Below are 19,037 nucleotides of genomic sequence, written 5' to 3' on the forward strand. Positions count from 1 at the left end.
GTGGCAAATAAATTTATTCTGAGACAGGGGAAATATTAAACGCCAATCTTGCGGCCCAGTAAGCTGGCACCTTTGGCGTGACCATCAGGGCCATAGAGTGACTGACCGTGGCGAGTGTTCAGAATCGCCAGCGCCTGAGTGTTATGCTCAATATGCTGTTGCAGCAGTAGCCCGTTGTGCAGGTTGCTGTACTGAAGATGCTCGGCCAGCTGCAACATCCGTTGCCACCGCTCAGCGAGGGGCTGATTATTGCTATAGGGCGCGTGGATCTTGGCTGCGGTTTCAGCGGTAAGTCGAGTTTGTTCCAGATAAGCCAGCGTCGCCAGTATTGAACTTTTTTGTTCAGTCACCCCTTGCAGCACGATACCCTGAATCCGACCGGAGCAGAGTAATTGCTGCTCTTGTGCCACAACAGTCGTCAATGATTCTAGCAGTTCTAATTGCTGGTCCAGATTGATCTGTAATCTCTCCACCACCACTTTCCTTTTACGATAAATACGGGTTGTTACCACTAGCAATTTAGTCGCGATTAGCCATCAACTTAGTAGCGATGAGCAATAGAGTCACAACTAACTGTTCTTAAGGTCATCCGCGACATTTTTCAGCAAAGCATCGGCAATTTTACCGGTATCCATGGTCAGTTGGCCTGAACGAATAGCCTGTTTTAACGTTTCTACGCGTTCAACATTGATATCCTGACTGCCCGGTTGCATCAGTTTTGCCTGCGCATCACTCAATTTAACCTCTGTACCGCTCACCTGCGTTTTTGTCTGGGCAGAAGGCTTACGCGATTGTTGCGCAATGTCACTGATTTCCCGTGGCTGCACTTTTGTTGCTGGTGATAGCGGTTGAGTGCGTTCAATACTCATGTTGTGTTGCTCCCTCTAGTGCGGGATTGAGGTTTATCGACCCGCAATTTGATGGCGGGATTGTCACTATTTTACCCGCAAATAACTGCATATTAGTGTTATCGGCAAAGGTTAAAAAAACTTTAATCACGACACCCAAAGAACTTAACGTTGCAGGTAGGCAGCAAGCGTGTTAATCCCGATGAGCTTACATGAGTAAGTGATTCGGGTGAATACGCGCCGTCAACAACCCTGCAGCTTTAAGGGCGAAGGGTTATAACATAATGCGAATGGTGCCATCTTCGCCCACGACACCACTGACTATCTGACCCGATGCCATGCGCACGCGGAGGTTATCTTGAATGGCCGCATTGTTCATCGCTTTACCATAACTGTTAACATTAAACCCTTCACCCTGCGCCAGCACCTGCACATCTTGCCCCGATTTTATGATCCACAGGCGGCGCAACATATTGCGGGTTAATGGTTGCCCCGCATTGATTTGCCGCAAACTGACAGCCCCTTGCGCAAAATGGGGTTCCAGTAAGGCACCGGGCGGCAGGGTATCCAACCGGCCTTGTTTCATCTCAACATCTTGCGCGGTAATTTTTGCGCCGGCAGCCAGTTGACGAGTGGCGACTACATAGCGCCCACTCACCTGAACTTGCGTCTGGATAAAGCGGCGCACGCCATCGCAACGTACCGATAGGCTGATATTCCCCCAAGGGCGGGCGTTGGTCGGCAGTGTGATTTCAGGCATTTCGCACTGCGGCCATTGGCTCTGCGGCGTTTTGATAATGACATTAACCCGACTCTCTTTATCCGGATATTGCTGCTGGAAGAGTTGATTTACCTGCGCGGATAAATCTGCCGCCACCGCCTGATGGGCAAATGGCTGGCTCATCAGCAGCAACCCCAAAGCTAAGGTTTTGGCATCAATTCTTTTTATTGCCATCACATCCATCTCCACCGCTGTCATCGGGTAAACCAGACTCTGCCTTTTAACACACAGCCCATTTTCGCATCCTAGTGTACCCGTACCGTTATCAGGTTAAGGGGACAAATAGCGACGCATTTTGCCCTTATTCTGACGATAGGCTTCCCTATGCGGCGTTTATGCTGTCGACTCCAAATTCTAACCTTGCGGGGGGACTATGCTCGACAAACTGGACGGTGCTCTGCGTTTTCAACAAGAGGCGCTGAACTTGCGCGCTCAACGACAGGAGATTCTGTCGTCCAACATTGCGAATGCGGATACACCTGGCTTTCAGGCACGTGATATCGATTTCTCCAGCCAACTGAAAAAAGTGGTGGAGCAAGGACGTGTTAGCGGTACAGGGGTGTCGCTCAGTTTAACGTCAGCCCGTCATATCCCGGCAAGTACGGTTCAACCCCCTGATCTTGATCTGTTATTCCGCGTACCGGACCAGCCATCAATGGATGGCAACACCGTGGATATGGATCGTGAACGTACCAACTTTGCCGATAACAGCCTGAAATATCAAACTGATTTGACTGTGATTAGCAGCCAAATCAAAGGGATGTTGTCAGTGTTACAACAAGGATAAGACGCATGTCTTTACTGAATATTTTTGATATTGCCGGTTCGGCATTATCAGCTCAGTCGCAACGATTGAACGTTAGCGCCAGTAACATGGCTAACGCCGACAGTGTGACCGGCCCGGATGGTCAGCCGTATCGCGCCAAGCAAGTGGTCTTTCAGGTGGCGGCGCAACCGGGGCAGGAGACCGGTGGCGTGCGTGTGTCACAGGTGGTTGATGACCCCGCACCGGATCGTTTGGTGTTTCAACCGGGTAACCCGCTGGCCGACGCGAAGGGCTATGTCCGTATGCCTAACGTAGATGTGACCGGCGAAATGGTGAACACCATCTCCGCCTCACGCAGCTATCAGGCCAATGTTGAAGTGCTCAATACCACCAAATCTCTGATGCTCAAGACGCTGACACTGGGTCAATAACAGGAGCCTGCATACATGGCCATTACCAATTCCCTGACCGATAGCGATTACGGTATTAACAGCAGCAGCGGCACGAACACTAATGCCACCAGTGGCAGCACCAGTCAGGATCTGCAAAACAGCTTCCTGACGTTGTTGGTTGCGCAGTTAAAAAATCAGGACCCGACTAACCCAATGCAAAACAACGAGTTGACTACGCAATTGGCGCAGATCAACACCGTGAGCGGCATTGAAAAGCTGAATACCACACTGGGTTCCATTTCCGGTCAAATTGATAGCAGCCAATCGCTGCAAGCCAGTAGCCTGATTGGTCACGGGGTGATGATCCCTGGCACCAATGTGTTGGCGGGTAGCAAAGATGGTGTTGTCACCACCACCCCATTTGGCGTTGAGCTGGATCGGGCGGCGGACAAAGTGACCGCCACTATCAGCGATAAAAATGGTCAGGTGGTGCGCACCATTGAGATCGGCAGCCTGAAAGCGGGGGTACACGCCTTTACCTGGGATGGCTCACTGGATGCCGGTGGTAATGCTCCAGATGGTGCTTACACCGTGGCGATCACCGCCAGCAATGGTGGCTCATCGCTGATGGCGACGCCGTTAAGTTATGCGGTGGTTAATGGCGTTACCCGTGGCAGTGATGGTTCCAAATTGGATCTCGGGCTGGCAGGCACTATCACCCTGGATAAAGTTCGTCAGATTTTGTAGGTCAGTGATTCGTCGCCAGCAGTAGTCAAACCAATACGACGGTGGGCCAGGGATTCGAACTGACTCACCATCAATTTTAAAAGCAGCATTGATATGTCATCAATGCGCAAGGTCTGTAACGGACCCCGAATTTAACGGAGAAGAAAATGGGCTTTTCTCAAGCAGTCAGCGGTTTGAACGCAGCATCCAGCAACCTGGATGTGATCGGTAACAATATCGCCAACTCGGCGACGTCAGGTTTTAAAGCCGGCTCAGTTTCTTTTGCCGATATGTTTGCAGGTTCTCAAACCGGTATGGGCGTCAAAGTGGCGGGGATTACGCAGGACTTCAACGACGGTACTGCCACCACCACCAACCGTCGTCTGGATCTGGCTATCAGCCAGAATGGCTTCTTCCGGATGCAAGATAGCAGCGGTGGTATCTTCTATGCGCGTAACGGCCAATTTAAGCTGGATGCGGATCGCAATATCATCAACATGCAGGGTCTGAGCCTGACCGGCTACCCGGCAACAGGAACACCGCCAACCATTCAGCAGGGCGCAAACCCGATTCCGCTGTCGATTCCGCAGGATATGATCTCTGCTAAAGCGACAACCTCCGGCTCCATGGTGGCGAACCTGACCTCAACCCACGATATTGTTCCTGCCACCCCAGCTTTCGATCCGGACAAACCCGCCACTTACAGCTTCGTCAACAACATGACCACTTTCGATACCTTGGGTAACCGCCATGAGATCAATGTGTTCTATGTTAAGCGCACCGAAAGCTCAACAGCGGGCAACTCATGGGATGTCTACACCCGTGATAGCAGCGCCAATCCAGCGCAAACTGCGGCCCTACGTGGCTCCATGCAGTTTGATACCAATGGCGCACTGAGCACCGTGACCAATGGGGCGAATCCGGCCAGCACCACTGATTTCACTCTGACTATCCCAATGGGGGTGGTCAATGGCGCGACAGCAGCTCCCTTCACACTGAGTGTCGCCGGCACTAAGCAGCAAAATACCGGCACCGACAGCATTGTTTCGCAAAACCAAACCGGCTATGCCGCTGGTGAGTTCACCGGTTTCCAGATCAACAACGATGGCTCTGTGGTTGGCACCTACTCAAACTCACAGACTCAGCTGCTCGGTCAAATCGTGATGGCTAACTTTGCTAACCCAGAAGGGCTGTCATCGGAAGGCGATAACGTGTGGAAAGAGACACTGGCCTCCGGTAACCCAATGTTGGGGACGGCAGGCGGTGGTGGTTTCGGTACTTTGACCAGTGGTGCGCTGGAGTCCTCTAACGTGGATTTGAGTAAAGAGCTGGTGAACATGATTGTGGCGCAACGTAACTATCAGTCCAACGCGCAGACCATCAAAACCCAGGATCAGATCTTACAAACTCTGGTTAACCTGCGTTAATCGAACTGACGGGATAAGCTCATGGATCACGCAATATATACCGCGATGGGCGCGGCGCGACAGTCGCTGGATCAGCAGGCGGTCACGGCGAACAACCTGGCGAACGCCTCAACGCCGGGTTTCCGCGCGCAGCTGTCCGCCATGCGTGCTGTCCCTATCGACGGGCCGAGCATGGCAACCCGCACTATGGTCGTGGCATCAACCCCCGGCGTGGATATCAGCCAGGGGACGATAAATTTTAGCGGTCGCCCACTGGATGTGGCTCTACAGCAGGATGGTTATCTGGCGGTGCAACTGCCCGATGGTACTGAAGCCTACACCCGCAACGGGAATATTCAGGTGGCGGCTAACGGCCAAATGACCGTGCAGGGTTACCCGCTAATGGGTGATAACGGCCCGATCGAAGTGCCCCCTCAGGCGGCGGTTACCATTGCGGCGGATGGCACCATCTCGGCACTGAACGCCGGTGATTCACCCAATACCATTGCGCAACTAGGGCAAATCAAACGGGTTCGGGCCACACCGGGTGAAGTGATGCACGGCGATGATGGCTTGTTCCATCTGACCCCTGCCACGCAACAGGCGCGGGGTGCTCAGTTGGCCAATGATCCGCTGATTAAAATCATGCCGGGCGTGCTGGAAGGTAGCAACGTGAAAGCGGTTGAGGCCATGACAGACATGATTGCCAATGCCCGCAGTTTCGAAATGCAGATGAAAATTATCCACAGTGTGGATGAAAACGAACAGCGCGCTAATCAGCTGTTAGCAATGGGCTAAGCGCGCAGGCGCAGAGGAGTAAACTGATGATCCGATCATTATGGATTGCCAAAACCGGTTTGGATGCACAGCAAACCAACATGGACGTCATCGCCAACAACCTGGCGAACGTCAGCACCAATGGTTTTAAACGTCAACGTGCGGTATTCGAAGATTTGCTCTACCAGACCATGCGTCAACCGGGGGCGCAATCCTCCGAACAGACCACCTTGCCGTCGGGTTTACAGATTGGTACGGGGGTTCGTCCGGTGGCGACGGAGCGCTTACACAGTCAGGGCAACCTGGCCAAGACCGATAACACCAAAGATATCGCCATCAAAGGTGAGGGGTTCTTTCAGGTGCAGATGCCGGATGGCACCAATGCCTATACCCGCGATGGATCTTTCCAGGTTGACCAAAATGGTCAGTTGGTCACTGCCAGCGGTTTTCCGGTGCAGCCGGCGATCACCATTCCGGCGAATGCGCTGAGTATGACCGTGGGCCGTGACGGGATAGTCAGTGTCACCTTGCAGGGGCAGACCGCCACGCAGCAAGTGGGGCAACTGACACTGACCACCTTCATCAATAACAGCGGCCTGGAGAGTATGGGTGAAAACCTGTATCAGGAAACCGCCAGCTCCGGCGCGCCGAATGATACCACGCCGGGCCTGAATGGCGGTGGCTTGCTGTATCAGGGCTATGTTGAAACCTCTAACGTCAATGTCGCGGAGGAGTTGGTCAATATGATCCAGACGCAACGCGCCTATGAGATCAACAGTAAAGCGGTTTCAACTTCCGACCAGATGTTGCAAAAACTGACCCAGCTGTAAATCCGCTTTCGGGGGGCGATAGCGCCCCCTGATTGCCGCAGAATAATGAGTATTCGGGGCTGACCTTGCCAGCCTCTAACAGGTAACAGGACTGATAATCAGAGATGGACAGAAAGCCGCTGCGCAAATCAGGTGGATTGAAATGGGTCTGCATGCCGTTGACGGCAATGCTACTCAATGGCTGCGCGTATATTCCGCATAAATCACTGGTGGATGGCACGACCTCTGCCCAGCCGGCACCGGCCAGTGCGCCATTACCGAATGGCTCTATTTTCCAAGCTGCCCAGCCGATGAACTATGGTTATCAGCCGCTGTTTGAAGACCGTCGCCCACGTAACGTCGGTGACACCCTGACCATCACCTTGCAGGAAAATGTTAGCGCCAGTAAGAGCTCCTCCGCGAATGCCAGCCGTAATGGCTCGAGCAAATTTGGTGTGGCGACGGCGCCTCGCTATCTGGAAGGGTTGTTAGGCAATGCCCGCGCCGACATGGATATTTCTGGCGACAACACCTTTGGTGGCAAGGGGGGGGCGAATGCCAATAACACCTTCAGTGGCACCATCACCGTGACGGTTGACCGGGTGCTGGCCAACGGCAACTTGCATGTGGTCGGTGAGAAACAGATCGCCATCAATCAGGGAACCGAATTTATTCGCTTCTCTGGGGTAGTCAACCCACGCACCATCAGCGGCAGCAATACCGTGACCTCAACACAGGTGGCTGATGCACGCATCGAATATGTGGGTAATGGTTATATCAATGAAGCGCAGACCATGGGCTGGTTGCAGCGGTTCTTCCTTAATATCTCGCCGTACTAAGAGGCCCATCAATGCGTAAACAATCACTTATCACACTTTTTATCACGCTGCTTTCGCTGGTGTGGATGCCCGCGCAAGCAGAGCGTATTCGCGATTTGGTGACCGTTCAGGGAGTGCGTGATAACGCGTTGATCGGTTATGGACTGGTGGTTGGTCTGGATGGCTCCGGTGACCAGACCATGCAGACACCATTTACCACGCAAAGCCTGAGTAACATGTTGTCGCAGCTGGGGATTACCGTACCGCCGGGCACCAATATGCAGCTCAAAAACGTGGCTGCGGTGATGGTCACGGCTAAGTTGCCGGCATTTTCCCGCGCCGGACAGACCATCGACGTGGTGGTCTCCTCGATGGGGAACGCCAAAAGTATTCGTGGCGGCACACTGCTGATGACACCACTGAAAGGGGTGGATAATCAGGTTTATGCCCTGGCGCAGGGTAACGTCTTGGTCGGGGGCGCAGGGGCCTCATCGGGGGGGAGCAGCGTGCAGGTTAATCAGTTGACGGGCGGGCGCATCAGCGGTGGTGCCACTATCGAACGTGAACTGCCAACCACCTTTGGTTCCGATGGCGTGATTAACCTGCAGTTGAATACCGAAGATTTCACCATGGCGCAGCAGGTCAGTGATGCCATTAATCGCCAGCGCGGTTTTGGTTCGGCGACGGCGATTGATGCGCGCACTATTCAGATTTTAGTGCCGCGGGGTAACAGTTCACAGGTCCGTTTCCTGGCCGATATTCAGAATATACCGGTGAATGTCGATGCTGGTGATGCCAAGGTGATTATCAACTCCCGTACCGGCTCGGTGGTGATGAACCGCAATGTGGTGCTGGACTCCTGTGCGGTGGCGCAAGGGAACCTGTCGGTGGTGGTTGATAAGCAAAATACCGTCAGCCAGCCGGATACCCCTTTCGGCGGCGGTCAAACAGTGGTGACACCTAACACTCAGATCTCTGTTCAGCAGCAAGGTGGCGTGTTGCAGCGAGTCAATGCTAGCCCGAATCTGAACAATGTGGTGCGCGCCTTGAACTCGCTGGGGGCAACACCTATCGATTTGATGTCTATCTTGCAGGCGATGCAAAGTGCTGGCTGCCTACGGGCTAAATTGGAGATTATCTGATGAGCGATCTGATGAGCATGTCCGGCACCGCCAATGAGATGTTTGGGGCGGCCTACGACGCTCAATCACTGAATAGCTTAAAACGTGATGCAGCAAGAGATCCCGAGGGGAACCTGAAAAAGGTGGCCCAGCAAGTGGAGGGGATGTTTGTGCAGATGATGCTGAAAAGTATGCGCTCTGCCTTGCCGCAAGATGGTGTGATGAACAGTGATCAAACCCGGCTTTATACCTCAATGTATGACCAGCAGATTGCTCAGCAAATGTCGGTCAAGGGGTTAGGTCTGGCCGACATGATGGTAAAACAGCTGTCAGGTGCCACCTCGCCAAGTGAAACCGCAGGTACAGTGCCGATGATGCTCGATGATGATGTGTTGCAAACACTACCGGCACAGGCATTGGCTCAAATGGTGCGCCGGGCAATGCCGACACCACCGAGCAACAGTGGCGTATCACTACCACAAGGCCCCGGTAATTTTGTGGCGCGCATGTCGATTCCGGCACAAATTGCCAGTCAACAAAGTGGGATCCCTCATCAGCTAATTATGGCGCAGGCCGCGCTGGAGTCCGGCTGGGGGCAACGTGAGATCCCAACCGCTGACGGCAAAACCAGCTACAACGTCTTTGGTATTAAAGCGGGTAGCAACTGGGATGGCCCGGTCAGTGAAATTACCACCACGGAATATGAGCAGGGGGTGGCGACGAAAACCAAAGCCCGCTTCCGGGTCTATGGCTCTTATGTCGAGGCGGTTAGTGACTACGTCAAACTGCTGACACAAAATCCGCGCTACGCCAATGTCGCCGCAGCACAAAGCCCTGAACAGGGGGCACATGCGCTGCAACAAGCCGGTTACGCCACCGACCCGCAATATGCACAAAAGTTGGTTAGTGTGATCCAGCAGATGAGGAGTGCCGGTGAGCAGGCGGTTAAAGCATACAGCAGCGACCTAAGCCAGCTCTTCTAAAAATAGGCTATTTTACAGGTCATTTTGGGATTGGGCAGTGCTCGGCGCCGTCACGTACTACGTGTACGCTCCGTTGCCTGTGCGCTGGCCGCACCCAAACTGCCTGCGACAATAACGCCTATTGGATAGAGATCAATCACCGCAACGTGCACCGCTTTACTCATTGGATTTACTGGCAATAACACCCATATTTTTACTCAAGTTTCTCAATGTCGGGCCGATAATCATTACAGGCTGTGCGGGGGCTTAGGTTTCCTCAGGCAGTATCCCAATATTAATAAATGCAGGTGCGCGATGTTAATCACCTGCGGTAAAAGGATCTCTTCATGTCCAATAGTTTAATGAATACTGCGATGAGTGGTCTGAGCGCCGCGCAATATGCCCTGAGCACTGTCAGTAATAACATCACCAATTTCCAGGTGGCGGGCTATAACCGCCAAAACGCCATCTTTGCGCAAAATGGTGGCACATTAAGCCCGGCAGGCTTTATTGGTAATGGCGTGACAGTGACCGGTGTCAACCGTGAATATAACTCCTTTATTACCAATCAATTGCGCTCTTCACAGACGCAAAGCAGCGGCTTGACCACCTATTATCAGCAAATTTCGCAAATCGATAACTTGCTGTCCAACTCCTCCAATAACCTCTCCGTTACCATGCAGGACTTCTTTAGTAACCTGCAAAACCTGGTGAGCAACGCCGGTGATGATGCTGCGCGTAAAACGGTATTGGGCAAGGCAGAAGGGCTGGTTAACCAGTTCCAGAATGCGGATAAATATCTGCGTGACATGGATACGGGCGTCAACCAGAAGATCACCGAAAGTGTGACCAAAATTAATAACTATGCCGAGCAAATCGCTAAGTTAAATGACCAAATCACCCGCCTGCGCGGCAGCAGTGGCAGCGAACCTAACGCCTTGCTTGATCAGCGCGATCAGCTGGTCACTGAACTGAACCAGATTGTGGGCGTCACTGTCACTCAGCAAGATGGCGATGCCTATAACGTCGCCTTTGCTAGCGGCTTGCCATTGGTACAAGGTTCTAGCTCTTACAAAGTTGAAGCCATCGCCTCCGGCAGTGATGCCACTCGATTAGCTATTGGTTACAAATATGGTAGCGGCGATGTGATGGAAGTGGATGAGAGTCGTCTGGCGACAGGTAGCCTCGGCGGCACCCTGAAATTCCGCAGTGAAGCGCTGGATAGCGCCCGCAATCAGTTAGGCCAACTGGCCCTGGTGATGGCAGATAGCTTTAATACGCAACATAAAGCCGGGTTTGATATCAATGGCGACCAAGGTGAGAACTTCTTTAGTTTTGCTCAGCCAAACGTGCTGAAAAACTCGAATAATCAAGGTGATGCCAGCCTGACGGTGAGCTATGCCGACACCTCGAAAGTCAAAGCCAGCGACTACAGCGTGGAGTTTGATGGCACCAATTGGCAGGTGACCCGGCTGTCTGATAACACCAAAGTGCCGGCCAATCCGGTGGTCGATGTCAATGGCGATACCACCGGTTTGAGCTTCGACGGCCTCTCCGTCAGCATTGATAACGGCACCACTGGCGCACAAGCCAAAGATAAATTCTTGGTGAAAACCGTATCGAATGTGGCGGCTAACCTTCAGGTTGATATCACCGACTCCAGCAAAATTGCCGCCGCCGGTACGGCCGATGGTGGCGCGAGTGATAACGTTAACGCCAAAGCTTTACTGGATCTGCAAACCCAGAAACTGGTGGACGGCAAAGCAACTCTTGCGGGGGCTTACGCGGGCTTAGTGAGTAATGTCGGTAACCAGACCAATACCGCGAAAACCAACAGTGCGGCACAAGCCAATATTGTTACGCAGTTGACCGCCGAGCAGCAGTCTATTTCCGGCGTGAATCTGGATGAAGAGTACGGTGATTTGCAACGTTTCCAACAATATTATTTGGCCAATGCGCAAGTGATTCAAACCGCCTCGACGCTGTTTAATGCGCTACTGGATCTGCGTTAAGTTGTTGTCTGCGGTAGAGTTTTAGTGCCGTAATTTACCACTATTTTGCGTTTAGCCAGCATGAGTGTTGAGATAGTTTTGATTGTTGCAACAGATAGATAGTTGCAACAGATGGCTCGTCGAAACCCATTAACTGGCTGAACTGTAACTAAAAGGAACTGACATTGTGCGCTTAAGTACTAGCATGATCTATCAGCAAACTATGCAGGGCGTTTCCACAGCCCAATCCCTCTGGATGCAGTCGGGCCAACAGCTCTCCACCGGTAAGCGCGTGGTTAATCCCTCAGATGATCCAATGGCTGCGTCACAAGCGGTGATGGTGTCGCAATCCCAATCGGAAAATAACCAATATACCCTGGCGCGTAGCTTTGCCCGTAATGAGCTATCACAGGAGACCAAAACACTGGAGCAGGTGACTAGCACCATTCAGTCGATCCAGAGCATCATTATCAGTGCGAAAAGTGATGTGTTGAGTGACGATGACCGCGCCTCATATGCGACTCAGTTACAGGGTTTGAAAGATCAGTTGCTCAATCAGGCCAACTCGACAAACGGCAGTGGTCGTTACGCCTTCGCGGCGTTTAAAAGTGACAAGCCACCGTTTGTGGTCAGTGCCACCGGTGAGGTGACCTATCAGGGTGGGGATGTTGCCATTGAACAAAAAGTGGATGCCAGCCGTTCGATGACCATCGGGCACACTGGGACCAGTGTTTTTATGGCGCTGACCAGCAACGCAAAACCAGAACCTGATGATGCTGCGGGTAATCCGGTTGCCTCTGAAGCCAATATTTTTAATACCATCGATACGGTTTTAAAATCGCTGAAGACGCCGCTTTCGGGTGCCACCGATGCGGTGAAAGAGCAGGCGCAGGCCGATATGGACAAAGGGATCCGCGGCATGGCCAACTCATTGAATAATGTGTTGTCGGTTCAGTCTGAAGTCGGTACGCAACTGCAAGAGTTGGATAACCTGGATAGTCTGGGTAGTGATCGCACCTTGAGTAATAAACAGCGATTGACTGACTTGGTGGATGTGGATTATACCGCTGCCATCTCCTCTTACGTCATGCAGCAGGCGGCATTGCAGGCCTCTTACACCACCTTTACCAATATGCAGGGCTTGTCTCTGTTCCAACTGAATAAGTAATCCTGCCTTAACCTGTGGGCTAGCCCCACAGGTTCTCTCCCCAAAACGTTATCAGCTCGCCATCCCACCTAACACCAGCGCCAGGCGGTCAAAGAATTCGCTAAACAGGTGCTCAGCAAAGGGGGCCAGTAGCGGCATGATTAATCCCAGCGACAAAATGCCAACTGTCAGGGTCAGCGGGAAACCGATCACGAATACCGAGAGTTGTGGCGTCATGCGGTTAAGCATCCCTAAGGCTAAATTCAGGGTTAACAGCAGGGTAATCAGCGGCAAGGCCAGCATCAGGCCATTCATAAAGATGAGTGAGCCGGTCTGCGCCAGGGTCAGAAAACCGCTGCCATTGAGCGGTTCGAACTGAATGGGTAGGGTATGGAAACTGTCGGCCAGCAACGAAATCAGCCATAAGTGACCATTGAAGCTGAGAAATAGCAGCATCGCCAGCAAGTTAAGCAGGCGGGATAATACCGAGGTATTTGGCCCGCCAGACGGGTCAAAGAAGGTGGCGAAGGATAGCCCCATCTGCAAACCAATCACCTCACCGGCCAGTCGAATGGCGGCAAATGCAAATTGCATGGTTAAGCCGATAGTGACACCAATCAGTATTTGCTGGGCGGCGACCCAAAGCGCGCCACTGGAGACCAATGGGATATTCACTGGCGGCAGCGCAGGGGCAATCAGAAATGTAATCAATACCGCCAAGCCCACTTTAACTTTGCGGTTGATCTGCCTCTCGCTTAATACCGGCGCGGTGGTGATCAGCGCCAGTACGCGAATTAATGGCCAGAAATAGTGGCTGACCATGGTCGCAAGCTGGGTGGTGTCGAGGGAGAGCATCGTTGAGAGCAGCCCTAGCCTATCAACGTGGGCAGGCTGGTGAACAGGTTACGCATATAGTCCAGTATCAAGCTCAGCATCCACGGGCCGGCGATCACCATGGTAGCGAAGACCGCCAATATTTTCGGGATAAATGACAGTGTCATTTCGTTAATCTGCGTTGCCGCCTGTAACAGGCTGACAATCAGGCCGCTTATTAGCGCTGCCAGCAATAGTGGCGCGGCCAGTGCAAGGGCGACCTTCATTGCCTCGACGCCGAGGGCCATTACCGATTCAGGTGTCATGATCTGTTTACCCTTGCCTCAATGCGGCGAATGATTAGCTATAGAAACTTTGCGCCAGTGAACCTAATAACAACTGCCAACCATCAACCAATACAAACAGCATCAGCTTAAAGGGCAGTGAAATACTAGCGGGCGGCACCATCATCATCCCCAGCGCCATCAGCACACTGGCCACCACCAGGTCGATAATAAGAAAGGGAATAAAAACGGTAAAACCGATCTGGAAAGCGGTTTTCAGCTCGCTGGTGACATAGGCGGGCAGCAGGATCCGCATCGGCACCACTTCTGGCCCTTCCAGTGGCGGTAGATTGGCTAAACGGGCATAGAGCGCCAGATCGGATTCGCGGGTCTGACGCAGCATAAATTCGCGTAATGGTTGCGAGCCTTTATCCATCGCCACTTCCATGCTTATCTTGTCCTGACTGAAGGGCAGATAAGCATCCTGATACACCTTGTCGAACACCGGCGACATAATAAAGAAGGTCAAAAACAGCGCCAGACCTAGCATCACCTGATTGGGTGGTGCAGAGGGTGTACCCAATGCGTTGCGCAGCAAACCTAGCACAATAATGATGCGGGTAAAGCTGGTCATCATCAGTAAGGCCGCGGGCAGGAAACTTAACGCGGTGATAAAGACCAGTGTCTGCACGGGCAATGACCAACTCTGCCCGCCATTCGCCAGAGGTTGGCTGATAAGCCCTGGGAGTTGCGCAAAGACCGCCGGGGAGCAGAGTAAGGTTAGCAGCAGCAGGGTGATTTTATTGAGTCTCAGGCGGAGTAACATCATGCCGATTCTTCCGGATGTTTCAATTTCTTATTAAACAGATGGTGATTCAGTAGCTGGCGAAAATCAGCAGGTTTGGCACTTTTAGTTGGCAACTCGCCAGCGCTGTCATCCACCGGCGGGCGGGGTAGCGTATGGAGTGACGTTACCTGTTGTGATGTCACACCCAACACTAGCCAAGTGTTATCCACTTCGACGATGACGACACGTTCGCGCTGACCCACCTGACAACTGGCCTTCACACTCAACAACTTATTGTTGCGCGCTTGCGGCGCAAAACCCAAACGGCGCACCAGCCAGGCTCCGCATAGAATCAGCAGTAAAATACCGCCCAACACACTGCCGACCTGAGTTAACACCGAACCGGCGGGCATGGCAGGTGCTTGCACCGCGACACCGGGATGGCTAGTGGCAAAACCGGTGGTGGGCACCGATGTGGTGGTGATGGGGGTATGCGCGGTGACTGGCGTATGGGCTGCTAATGGTATAGCCGCCCCCGCAGCTTCGGCGGCGGGGGGCGGCGTCTCAACAGTGACCGTCTGTGTTGCAGTCATTAGCGGCTCAGGCGACGCATACGTTCGGATGGGGTAATGATATCGGTGATACGAACACCATATTTATCGGCCACCACCACCACTTCACCCTGAGCAATCAGATAACCGTTAATCAAGATATCCAGCGGTTCGCCCGCCAGGCCATCCAGTGAGACCACTGAGCCTTGAGACAGGCGCAGCAGCTCTTTAATGGTCATCTTGGTGCGACCCAACTCAACGGTCAGTTTTACCGGGATATCCAAAATCAAATCGATATCTTGCAGGTTACCCAGTGCATCCGGCGCTTCCAGTGATTTAAATACGCCTTCGGTGGTGGCTGCTGGTTTCTCCATCGCCTGCTGCTCATTAAACGCATCAGCCCACAGATCGTCCACGGATTCCTTTCCATCGTCAGACGGAAGCTTAGGGTCACTCATTGGGCTGTTCCTCATTCAGAGCATTCAAAATAGGGTTAATCAAATGTTCAACACGCAGGGCATATTGCCCGTTTAATGTCCCGTACTGACTGGTCAGTACCGGTACGCCGTCGACATGACCAATCAGTCGATCCGGTTTATCTATCGGCAGCACATCCCCTGGCTGTAGCTTGAGTATCTGCGACAGTCTCAGCGGGATATCAACAAAATTAGCCACCAGTTCCAGCTCTGAATGCTGCACTTGCTTAACCAGCGTTTCACGCCAATGGCTATCTTCCTGCCGGGAGTTTTCCAGTGGTGGATTGGTCAGCAGCTCGCGCAGCGGCTCGATCATGGCAAACGGAATACAGATGTTAAACTCGCCACTCAACGCCCCGATCTCCACATGGAAAGGGGTGGTGACCACGATATCGTTGGGGGAGGTGGTGATATTGGTGAATTTCACCTGTATTTCAGAACGGACGTACTCAACATCTATCTTATAGATAGGCGCCCATGCATCACGGTAAGCATCCAGCGCCAGCCGCAACATCCGATTGATCACCCGTTGTTCCGTGTGGGTAAATTCGCGCCCTTCTACTTTTGTCGGGAAGCGGCCATCACCACCAAATAAGTTATCAACGGCAATAAACACCAAACTCGGGGCGAACACGAATAGCGCCGTGCCGCGCAAGGGTTTCAAATGGATCAAGTTGAGATTGGTCGGCACCGGCAGGTTACGGGCAAAATCATGATAAGGCTGAATTTTTATCGGGCCGACCGTGATATCCGGACTGCGGCGCAACAGGTTAAACAGCCCCATCCTGAACTGACGGGCAAACCGCTCATTGATGATCTCCAGCGCGTGCAGGCGCTCACGCACCACCCGCCGCTGGGTCGTCGGATCATAAGGTTTAACGTCTGTTTCAGTACCCGCGACAGCTTCAGGTTCTTCACCCCCGCTATCCCCGTTTAACAGTGCGTCAATCTCTGCTTGTGAAAGAATGCTATCGCCCATAATGATTATCGCAGTATGAATGCGGTAAACAGCACATCGCTGACTACCTGATTAGGTTGGCCTTTAACCATTGGCGGGCTAAGTACGTTTTTAATTTCATCGACTAAACGCTGTTTACCCGCTTCATTCGACAAACTATCGGCAGACTGGCGGGAGAGTAGCAACAGCAAGCGGCTGCGCACTTCCGGCAGATAGTCATTGAGTTTTGTGCGAGTGGTATCGTCGGGCAGTCTTAGCGTTAATCCGATATAAAGCACGCGATCCAGATTGTTATCTGGCGTGATCAGATTGACCGTAAAGGTCTCCAGCGGCATGAATACCGGGATAACAGGGGCAGCTTTCGCGGTGGTAGGTTTGCTTTTGTTGAGCAGCCACCAGCTATAACCGCCGCCCGCAGATGCTGCTACAGCAATCAGCACCAACAGGATTACCCAGATCGAACTCTTACGCTTGGCCGGGAAAGTATTTTCAGACATGGAGAAGACAAATTCCTGTTTCGGTATCAAACCGGTGGATCACGATAATAACGTGGGGCAAATGACCCCAGGTTATCCGAATTATTACTGATGATTATCCCGCGTATCCTCAATGCCAATAGGCAGAATAGGTGGCGAAAAACGGCCTAACTTGCCCGTTTGTCACCTTTTGGCGAAACTCGCACCCCTTTTAGGCGAAAATATCAACACCGCCACTGCCGTTAGCCAATGATTGCAGTGCTGCTGGCGTGACTAATGGTGTGCTGGCAAGGGCGTCGACTGAAGCGGTGTCACCATAGGTTGGCTGGTTGCGTGCGGCGAAACCTTGCTGATTTTGTTGGCTCTGCTGCTGAGCTTGTTGCCACTGTCCTTCACTGCCGACACTGCTCTGGCCCAGTTGAATACCACTTTCAGCCAATGCGCTGCGCAAACTTGGCATTGCTGCTTCAAGGGCGGCGCGGACCTGGCTGTGGGCTGAAGCAAAGTGTAGCTGAGCCTGGTTATCCTCCATCTTCAAGCTAATTTGCAATGCCCCTAACTCCTGCGGATGTAATCGCAGTTCGGCACTCTGCTGACCATTGCGGCTGAACATCACCACCTGTTGCCCCAGTGACTGCTGCCACTCCTGGCTACCCAATTGGGCGCTTAAATGACCGCTGACCGGCACACTGACTTGAGGGCCTGTGGTGGTGCTCAGAACAGGGCTGGAAATTGGCGCAAGAGAGGGGGTGACGGCCGATGAGCTGACCAATGTTTTATCCAGCGCTGAGGGGGCCGTTACCGCGCGATCTACCTGTGCTGCCAGCGGAGCAGCTTTCAGGTTAAGGGCGCTATCGGCATCTTGCGCCGTCAAGCGGGCTAGCTTATCTGGTGCGTTTTTGCTTTTCGCGCTGCTGGCAGAGAGTGGGTCACTGCTCACCGTTTTATCACTTTTCACATTGCTGACGGTGGCAAGAGTGCTGCCCATTAGGGCGGCTAAGCCCCTATCTTGTGATGTCAGATTAGTCAACGTGGCCAAATCTTGCCGGGTGCTGGTTTTACTGTCGGTCAGGCCATTGCCCTCAGCCAAAGCGGCTTTTTGCCCATGATTGGCCGTGCCCAATGTGGTGGCAACCTGATGCGGTAACATCGCCAGCAAGGTTTGCAAGGCGCTGAGATCAGCTTTGTCGGCAGTTTTATCCAGTGTGCTGTCATCATCAACTGTGGTTTTCTTCAGGCTAGCCGCTTCACCGCTTTGCCCCGCGTGAGTCAGCCCTGCCGGTAGTGTGGCGCTGATATCGCCCAATGCCGCGAGCAACTGATTCAACTTACTGTTGCCGCTGGTTGATTTTCCACCGTCAACATCGGCGGTGATATCCGCGGTGGCGGCCAATGATGATTTCAGTGTTGAGGCATCAATGGCGGTCAGCTCTTTACCCAGCTGATCACCCAACAGTTTGGCAAAATCAGCCGGTAGGCCCGCATCGGTAAATAGCGCCGCAATAGATGAAGAGGATGCCGCACCCTCGGTTTCACTGGCGGTCGCAGTGGCAGGCAGTAGGGCGATATTCATGAATTAAGACTCCTTTGTGAGGCGCGTTGGGCGAACTCATCCATCAATTTTTGATCCAAACGGTTCTCATGCAGGCGCTGAGTGGTTTCAGCGCGCTCTTGCAGGGTTTCAAACGCGTTCAGCCGTTGCTGCTTCTCTTGCCAATACTTGACTGCCTGTTCAACCTTGACATTCCACTGCGCTAACTGATTACGATGCTGCTCAATGGCCTGTTCCAGGGTTTGAATAAACTGCTGATAATTTTGCCAACTGGAGGAGGCCATCCCGTTACTCAGCGTGTCATTCAATCGCACCCGATACTCATCCTGATAAGAGAGCAACATCGTAAGTTGCTGCTCAACATTATGGTATGACAAGCGAACCTGCCCCAATTGAGTAGTGGCCTGTTCGACCGCCTTTTGGGCCAGATCGCGCAAGGTCACGAGAGGTGACTGACTTTTCATCGCATTCCTCATACCCTTCGTTCTTGACGCCGCAGGGTTGTTAGCTACGTTCACTCACCCGAATCACTGACTTGAGTCAGCTCATCGGGGACTCATTCACTTGCTGCCTACCTGCAACGCCAATAACTTTGG

Annotated in this window: 23 protein-coding genes; 11 read left to right on the top strand and 12 right to left on the bottom strand. The window is 52.8% G+C overall.

The annotated features are described in order from the left end of the window. Window positions 1–35: 35 nt before the first annotated feature. The 3 genes from HRK25_RS14075 to flgA all read right to left on the bottom strand — a co-directional run bounded on the left by HRK25_RS14075 (window position 36) and on the right by flgA (window position 1,803). Window positions 36–476, bottom strand: coding sequence for a flagella synthesis protein FlgN (locus HRK25_RS14075; RefSeq protein ID WP_032898547.1), 441 nt, complete (start codon window positions 474–476; stop codon window positions 36–38). Window positions 477–569: 93 nt separating this feature from the next. Further along, complete coding sequence (flgM, locus tag HRK25_RS14080; RefSeq protein ID WP_005277465.1) at window positions 570–869, bottom strand: flagellar biosynthesis anti-sigma factor FlgM; 300 nt, start codon at window positions 867–869, stop codon at window positions 570–572. 253 nt (window positions 870–1,122) lie between these two features. Further along, window positions 1,123–1,803, bottom strand: coding sequence for a flagellar basal body P-ring formation chaperone FlgA (gene flgA / locus HRK25_RS14085; RefSeq protein WP_032898553.1), 681 nt, complete (start codon window positions 1,801–1,803; stop codon window positions 1,123–1,125). Between the two features lie 199 nt (window positions 1,804–2,002). On the opposite strand from flgA, the gene flgB reads away from it, so the two are divergent. The 11 genes from flgB (at window position 2,003) to flgL (ending at window position 12,565) form a co-directional block, all read left to right on the top strand. After that, on the top strand, window positions 2,003–2,416 hold the full coding sequence (gene flgB / locus HRK25_RS14090; RefSeq protein WP_005277461.1) for a flagellar basal body rod protein FlgB: 414 nt from the start codon (window positions 2,003–2,005) through the stop codon (window positions 2,414–2,416). 5 nt (window positions 2,417–2,421) lie between these two features. After that, window positions 2,422–2,826, top strand: coding sequence for a flagellar basal body rod protein FlgC (gene flgC / locus HRK25_RS14095; RefSeq protein WP_004877518.1), 405 nt, complete (start codon window positions 2,422–2,424; stop codon window positions 2,824–2,826). A gap of 15 nt (window positions 2,827–2,841) precedes the next feature. Beyond that, window positions 2,842–3,534 carry a flagellar hook assembly protein FlgD gene (gene flgD, locus HRK25_RS14100; RefSeq protein WP_005277458.1) on the top strand — a complete coding sequence of 231 codons (693 nt, stop codon included), beginning with the start codon at window positions 2,842–2,844 and terminating at the stop codon, window positions 3,532–3,534. Between the two features lie 146 nt (window positions 3,535–3,680). After that, complete coding sequence (flgE, locus tag HRK25_RS14105) at window positions 3,681–4,940, top strand: flagellar hook protein FlgE (protein ID WP_005277456.1); 1,260 nt, start codon at window positions 3,681–3,683, stop codon at window positions 4,938–4,940. 21 nt (window positions 4,941–4,961) lie between these two features. Further along, window positions 4,962–5,717, top strand: coding sequence for a flagellar basal body rod protein FlgF (locus HRK25_RS14110; RefSeq protein ID WP_005277455.1), 756 nt, complete (start codon window positions 4,962–4,964; stop codon window positions 5,715–5,717). A 26-nt stretch (window positions 5,718–5,743) separates the two neighbouring features. Next, entirely contained in the window at window positions 5,744–6,526 is a 783-nt protein-coding gene (flgG, locus tag HRK25_RS14115) for a flagellar basal-body rod protein FlgG (protein ID WP_005277453.1), read from the top strand. 104 nt (window positions 6,527–6,630) lie between these two features. Further along, window positions 6,631–7,344 (top strand): flagellar basal body L-ring protein FlgH, encoded by a 714-nt coding sequence (gene flgH, locus HRK25_RS14120; RefSeq protein WP_005277452.1) that lies wholly within the window; start codon window positions 6,631–6,633, stop codon window positions 7,342–7,344. Between the two features lie 11 nt (window positions 7,345–7,355). Next, complete coding sequence (locus tag HRK25_RS14125; RefSeq protein ID WP_005277450.1) at window positions 7,356–8,465, top strand: flagellar basal body P-ring protein FlgI; 1,110 nt, start codon at window positions 7,356–7,358, stop codon at window positions 8,463–8,465. Continuing rightward, entirely contained in the window at window positions 8,465–9,427 is a 963-nt protein-coding gene (gene flgJ / locus HRK25_RS14130) for a flagellar assembly peptidoglycan hydrolase FlgJ (protein ID WP_032898545.1), read from the top strand. Before HRK25_RS14125 ends, flgJ begins: the two co-directional genes overlap by 1 nt. A 326-nt stretch (window positions 9,428–9,753) precedes the next feature. Further along, window positions 9,754–11,418, top strand: coding sequence for a flagellar hook-associated protein FlgK (flgK, locus tag HRK25_RS14135; protein WP_032898544.1), 1,665 nt, complete (start codon window positions 9,754–9,756; stop codon window positions 11,416–11,418). 166 nt (window positions 11,419–11,584) lie between these two features. Continuing rightward, window positions 11,585–12,565, top strand: a complete 981-nt coding sequence (flgL, locus tag HRK25_RS14140) for a flagellar hook-associated protein FlgL (protein ID WP_032898543.1) — start codon at window positions 11,585–11,587, stop codon at window positions 12,563–12,565. A gap of 51 nt (window positions 12,566–12,616) precedes the next feature. Here the strand turns inward: flgL and fliR are convergent, their stop codons facing one another. From fliR to fliJ, 9 genes are all read right to left on the bottom strand, one after another. Next, window positions 12,617–13,399, bottom strand: coding sequence for a flagellar biosynthetic protein FliR (gene fliR, locus HRK25_RS14145; RefSeq protein WP_005277441.1), 783 nt, complete (start codon window positions 13,397–13,399; stop codon window positions 12,617–12,619). Between the two features lie 14 nt (window positions 13,400–13,413). After that, window positions 13,414–13,683, bottom strand: coding sequence for a flagellar biosynthesis protein FliQ (gene fliQ / locus HRK25_RS14150; RefSeq protein WP_005277439.1), 270 nt, complete (start codon window positions 13,681–13,683; stop codon window positions 13,414–13,416). 34 nt (window positions 13,684–13,717) lie between these two features. Then, complete coding sequence (gene fliP / locus HRK25_RS14155) at window positions 13,718–14,470, bottom strand: flagellar type III secretion system pore protein FliP (RefSeq protein ID WP_032898542.1); 753 nt, start codon at window positions 14,468–14,470, stop codon at window positions 13,718–13,720. Continuing rightward, window positions 14,467–15,021 (bottom strand): flagellar biosynthetic protein FliO, encoded by a 555-nt coding sequence (fliO, locus tag HRK25_RS14160; RefSeq protein ID WP_032898541.1) that lies wholly within the window; start codon window positions 15,019–15,021, stop codon window positions 14,467–14,469. The genes fliP and fliO overlap by 4 nt, the downstream gene beginning before the upstream one ends. Further along, a complete protein-coding gene (gene fliN / locus HRK25_RS14165) occupies window positions 15,021–15,437 on the bottom strand; it encodes a flagellar motor switch protein FliN (RefSeq protein ID WP_032898540.1) in 417 nt (138 codons plus the stop codon). Before fliN ends, fliO begins: the two co-directional genes overlap by 1 nt. Then, window positions 15,430–16,434 carry a flagellar motor switch protein FliM gene (gene fliM, locus HRK25_RS14170; RefSeq protein ID WP_005277436.1) on the bottom strand — a complete coding sequence of 335 codons (1,005 nt, stop codon included), beginning with the start codon at window positions 16,432–16,434 and terminating at the stop codon, window positions 15,430–15,432. Before fliM ends, fliN begins: the two co-directional genes overlap by 8 nt. A gap of 5 nt (window positions 16,435–16,439) precedes the next feature. Then, window positions 16,440–16,910 carry a flagellar basal body-associated protein FliL gene (gene fliL / locus HRK25_RS14175; RefSeq protein ID WP_005277434.1) on the bottom strand — a complete coding sequence of 157 codons (471 nt, stop codon included), beginning with the start codon at window positions 16,908–16,910 and terminating at the stop codon, window positions 16,440–16,442. Between the two features lie 190 nt (window positions 16,911–17,100). After that, window positions 17,101–18,462: a flagellar hook-length control protein FliK gene (locus HRK25_RS14180; RefSeq protein ID WP_032898539.1), complete on the bottom strand. Its 1,362-nt coding sequence runs from the start codon at window positions 18,460–18,462 to the stop codon at window positions 17,101–17,103. Next, window positions 18,459–18,905, bottom strand: coding sequence for a flagellar export protein FliJ (fliJ, locus tag HRK25_RS14185; protein WP_032898537.1), 447 nt, complete (start codon window positions 18,903–18,905; stop codon window positions 18,459–18,461). Before fliJ ends, HRK25_RS14180 begins: the two co-directional genes overlap by 4 nt. Between the last annotated feature and the right edge of the window lie 132 nt (window positions 18,906–19,037).

The organism is Yersinia bercovieri ATCC 43970 (assembly GCF_013282745.1).
GTDB lineage: Bacteria > Pseudomonadota > Gammaproteobacteria > Enterobacterales > Enterobacteriaceae > Yersinia > Yersinia bercovieri.

Coding starts and splice junctions, on each gene's coding strand:
- flgM (WP_005277465.1), bottom strand. CDS start 869: ATGAGTATTGAACGCACTCAACCGCTATCACCAGCAACAAAAGTGCAG.
- flgA (WP_032898553.1), bottom strand. CDS start 1,803: ATGGCAATAAAAAGAATTGATGCCAAAACCTTAGCTTTGGGGTTGCTG.
- flgB (WP_005277461.1), top strand. CDS start 2,003: ATGCTCGACAAACTGGACGGTGCTCTGCGTTTTCAACAAGAGGCGCTG.
- flgC (WP_004877518.1), top strand. CDS start 2,422: ATGTCTTTACTGAATATTTTTGATATTGCCGGTTCGGCATTATCAGCT.
- flgD (WP_005277458.1), top strand. CDS start 2,842: ATGGCCATTACCAATTCCCTGACCGATAGCGATTACGGTATTAACAGC.
- flgE (WP_005277456.1), top strand. CDS start 3,681: ATGGGCTTTTCTCAAGCAGTCAGCGGTTTGAACGCAGCATCCAGCAAC.
- HRK25_RS14110 (WP_005277455.1), top strand. CDS start 4,962: ATGGATCACGCAATATATACCGCGATGGGCGCGGCGCGACAGTCGCTG.
- flgG (WP_005277453.1), top strand. CDS start 5,744: ATGATCCGATCATTATGGATTGCCAAAACCGGTTTGGATGCACAGCAA.
- flgH (WP_005277452.1), top strand. CDS start 6,631: ATGGACAGAAAGCCGCTGCGCAAATCAGGTGGATTGAAATGGGTCTGC.
- HRK25_RS14125 (WP_005277450.1), top strand. CDS start 7,356: ATGCGTAAACAATCACTTATCACACTTTTTATCACGCTGCTTTCGCTG.
- flgJ (WP_032898545.1), top strand. CDS start 8,465: ATGAGCGATCTGATGAGCATGTCCGGCACCGCCAATGAGATGTTTGGG.
- flgK (WP_032898544.1), top strand. CDS start 9,754: ATGTCCAATAGTTTAATGAATACTGCGATGAGTGGTCTGAGCGCCGCG.
- fliR (WP_005277441.1), bottom strand. CDS start 13,399: ATGCTCTCCCTCGACACCACCCAGCTTGCGACCATGGTCAGCCACTAT.
- fliQ (WP_005277439.1), bottom strand. CDS start 13,683: ATGACACCTGAATCGGTAATGGCCCTCGGCGTCGAGGCAATGAAGGTC.
- fliP (WP_032898542.1), bottom strand. CDS start 14,470: ATGATGTTACTCCGCCTGAGACTCAATAAAATCACCCTGCTGCTGCTA.
- fliO (WP_032898541.1), bottom strand. CDS start 15,021: ATGACTGCAACACAGACGGTCACTGTTGAGACGCCGCCCCCCGCCGCC.
- fliN (WP_032898540.1), bottom strand. CDS start 15,437: ATGAGTGACCCTAAGCTTCCGTCTGACGATGGAAAGGAATCCGTGGAC.
- fliM (WP_005277436.1), bottom strand. CDS start 16,434: ATGGGCGATAGCATTCTTTCACAAGCAGAGATTGACGCACTGTTAAAC.
- fliL (WP_005277434.1), bottom strand. CDS start 16,910: ATGTCTGAAAATACTTTCCCGGCCAAGCGTAAGAGTTCGATCTGGGTA.
- HRK25_RS14180 (WP_032898539.1), bottom strand. CDS start 18,462: ATGAATATCGCCCTACTGCCTGCCACTGCGACCGCCAGTGAAACCGAG.
- fliJ (WP_032898537.1), bottom strand. CDS start 18,905: ATGAAAAGTCAGTCACCTCTCGTGACCTTGCGCGATCTGGCCCAAAAG.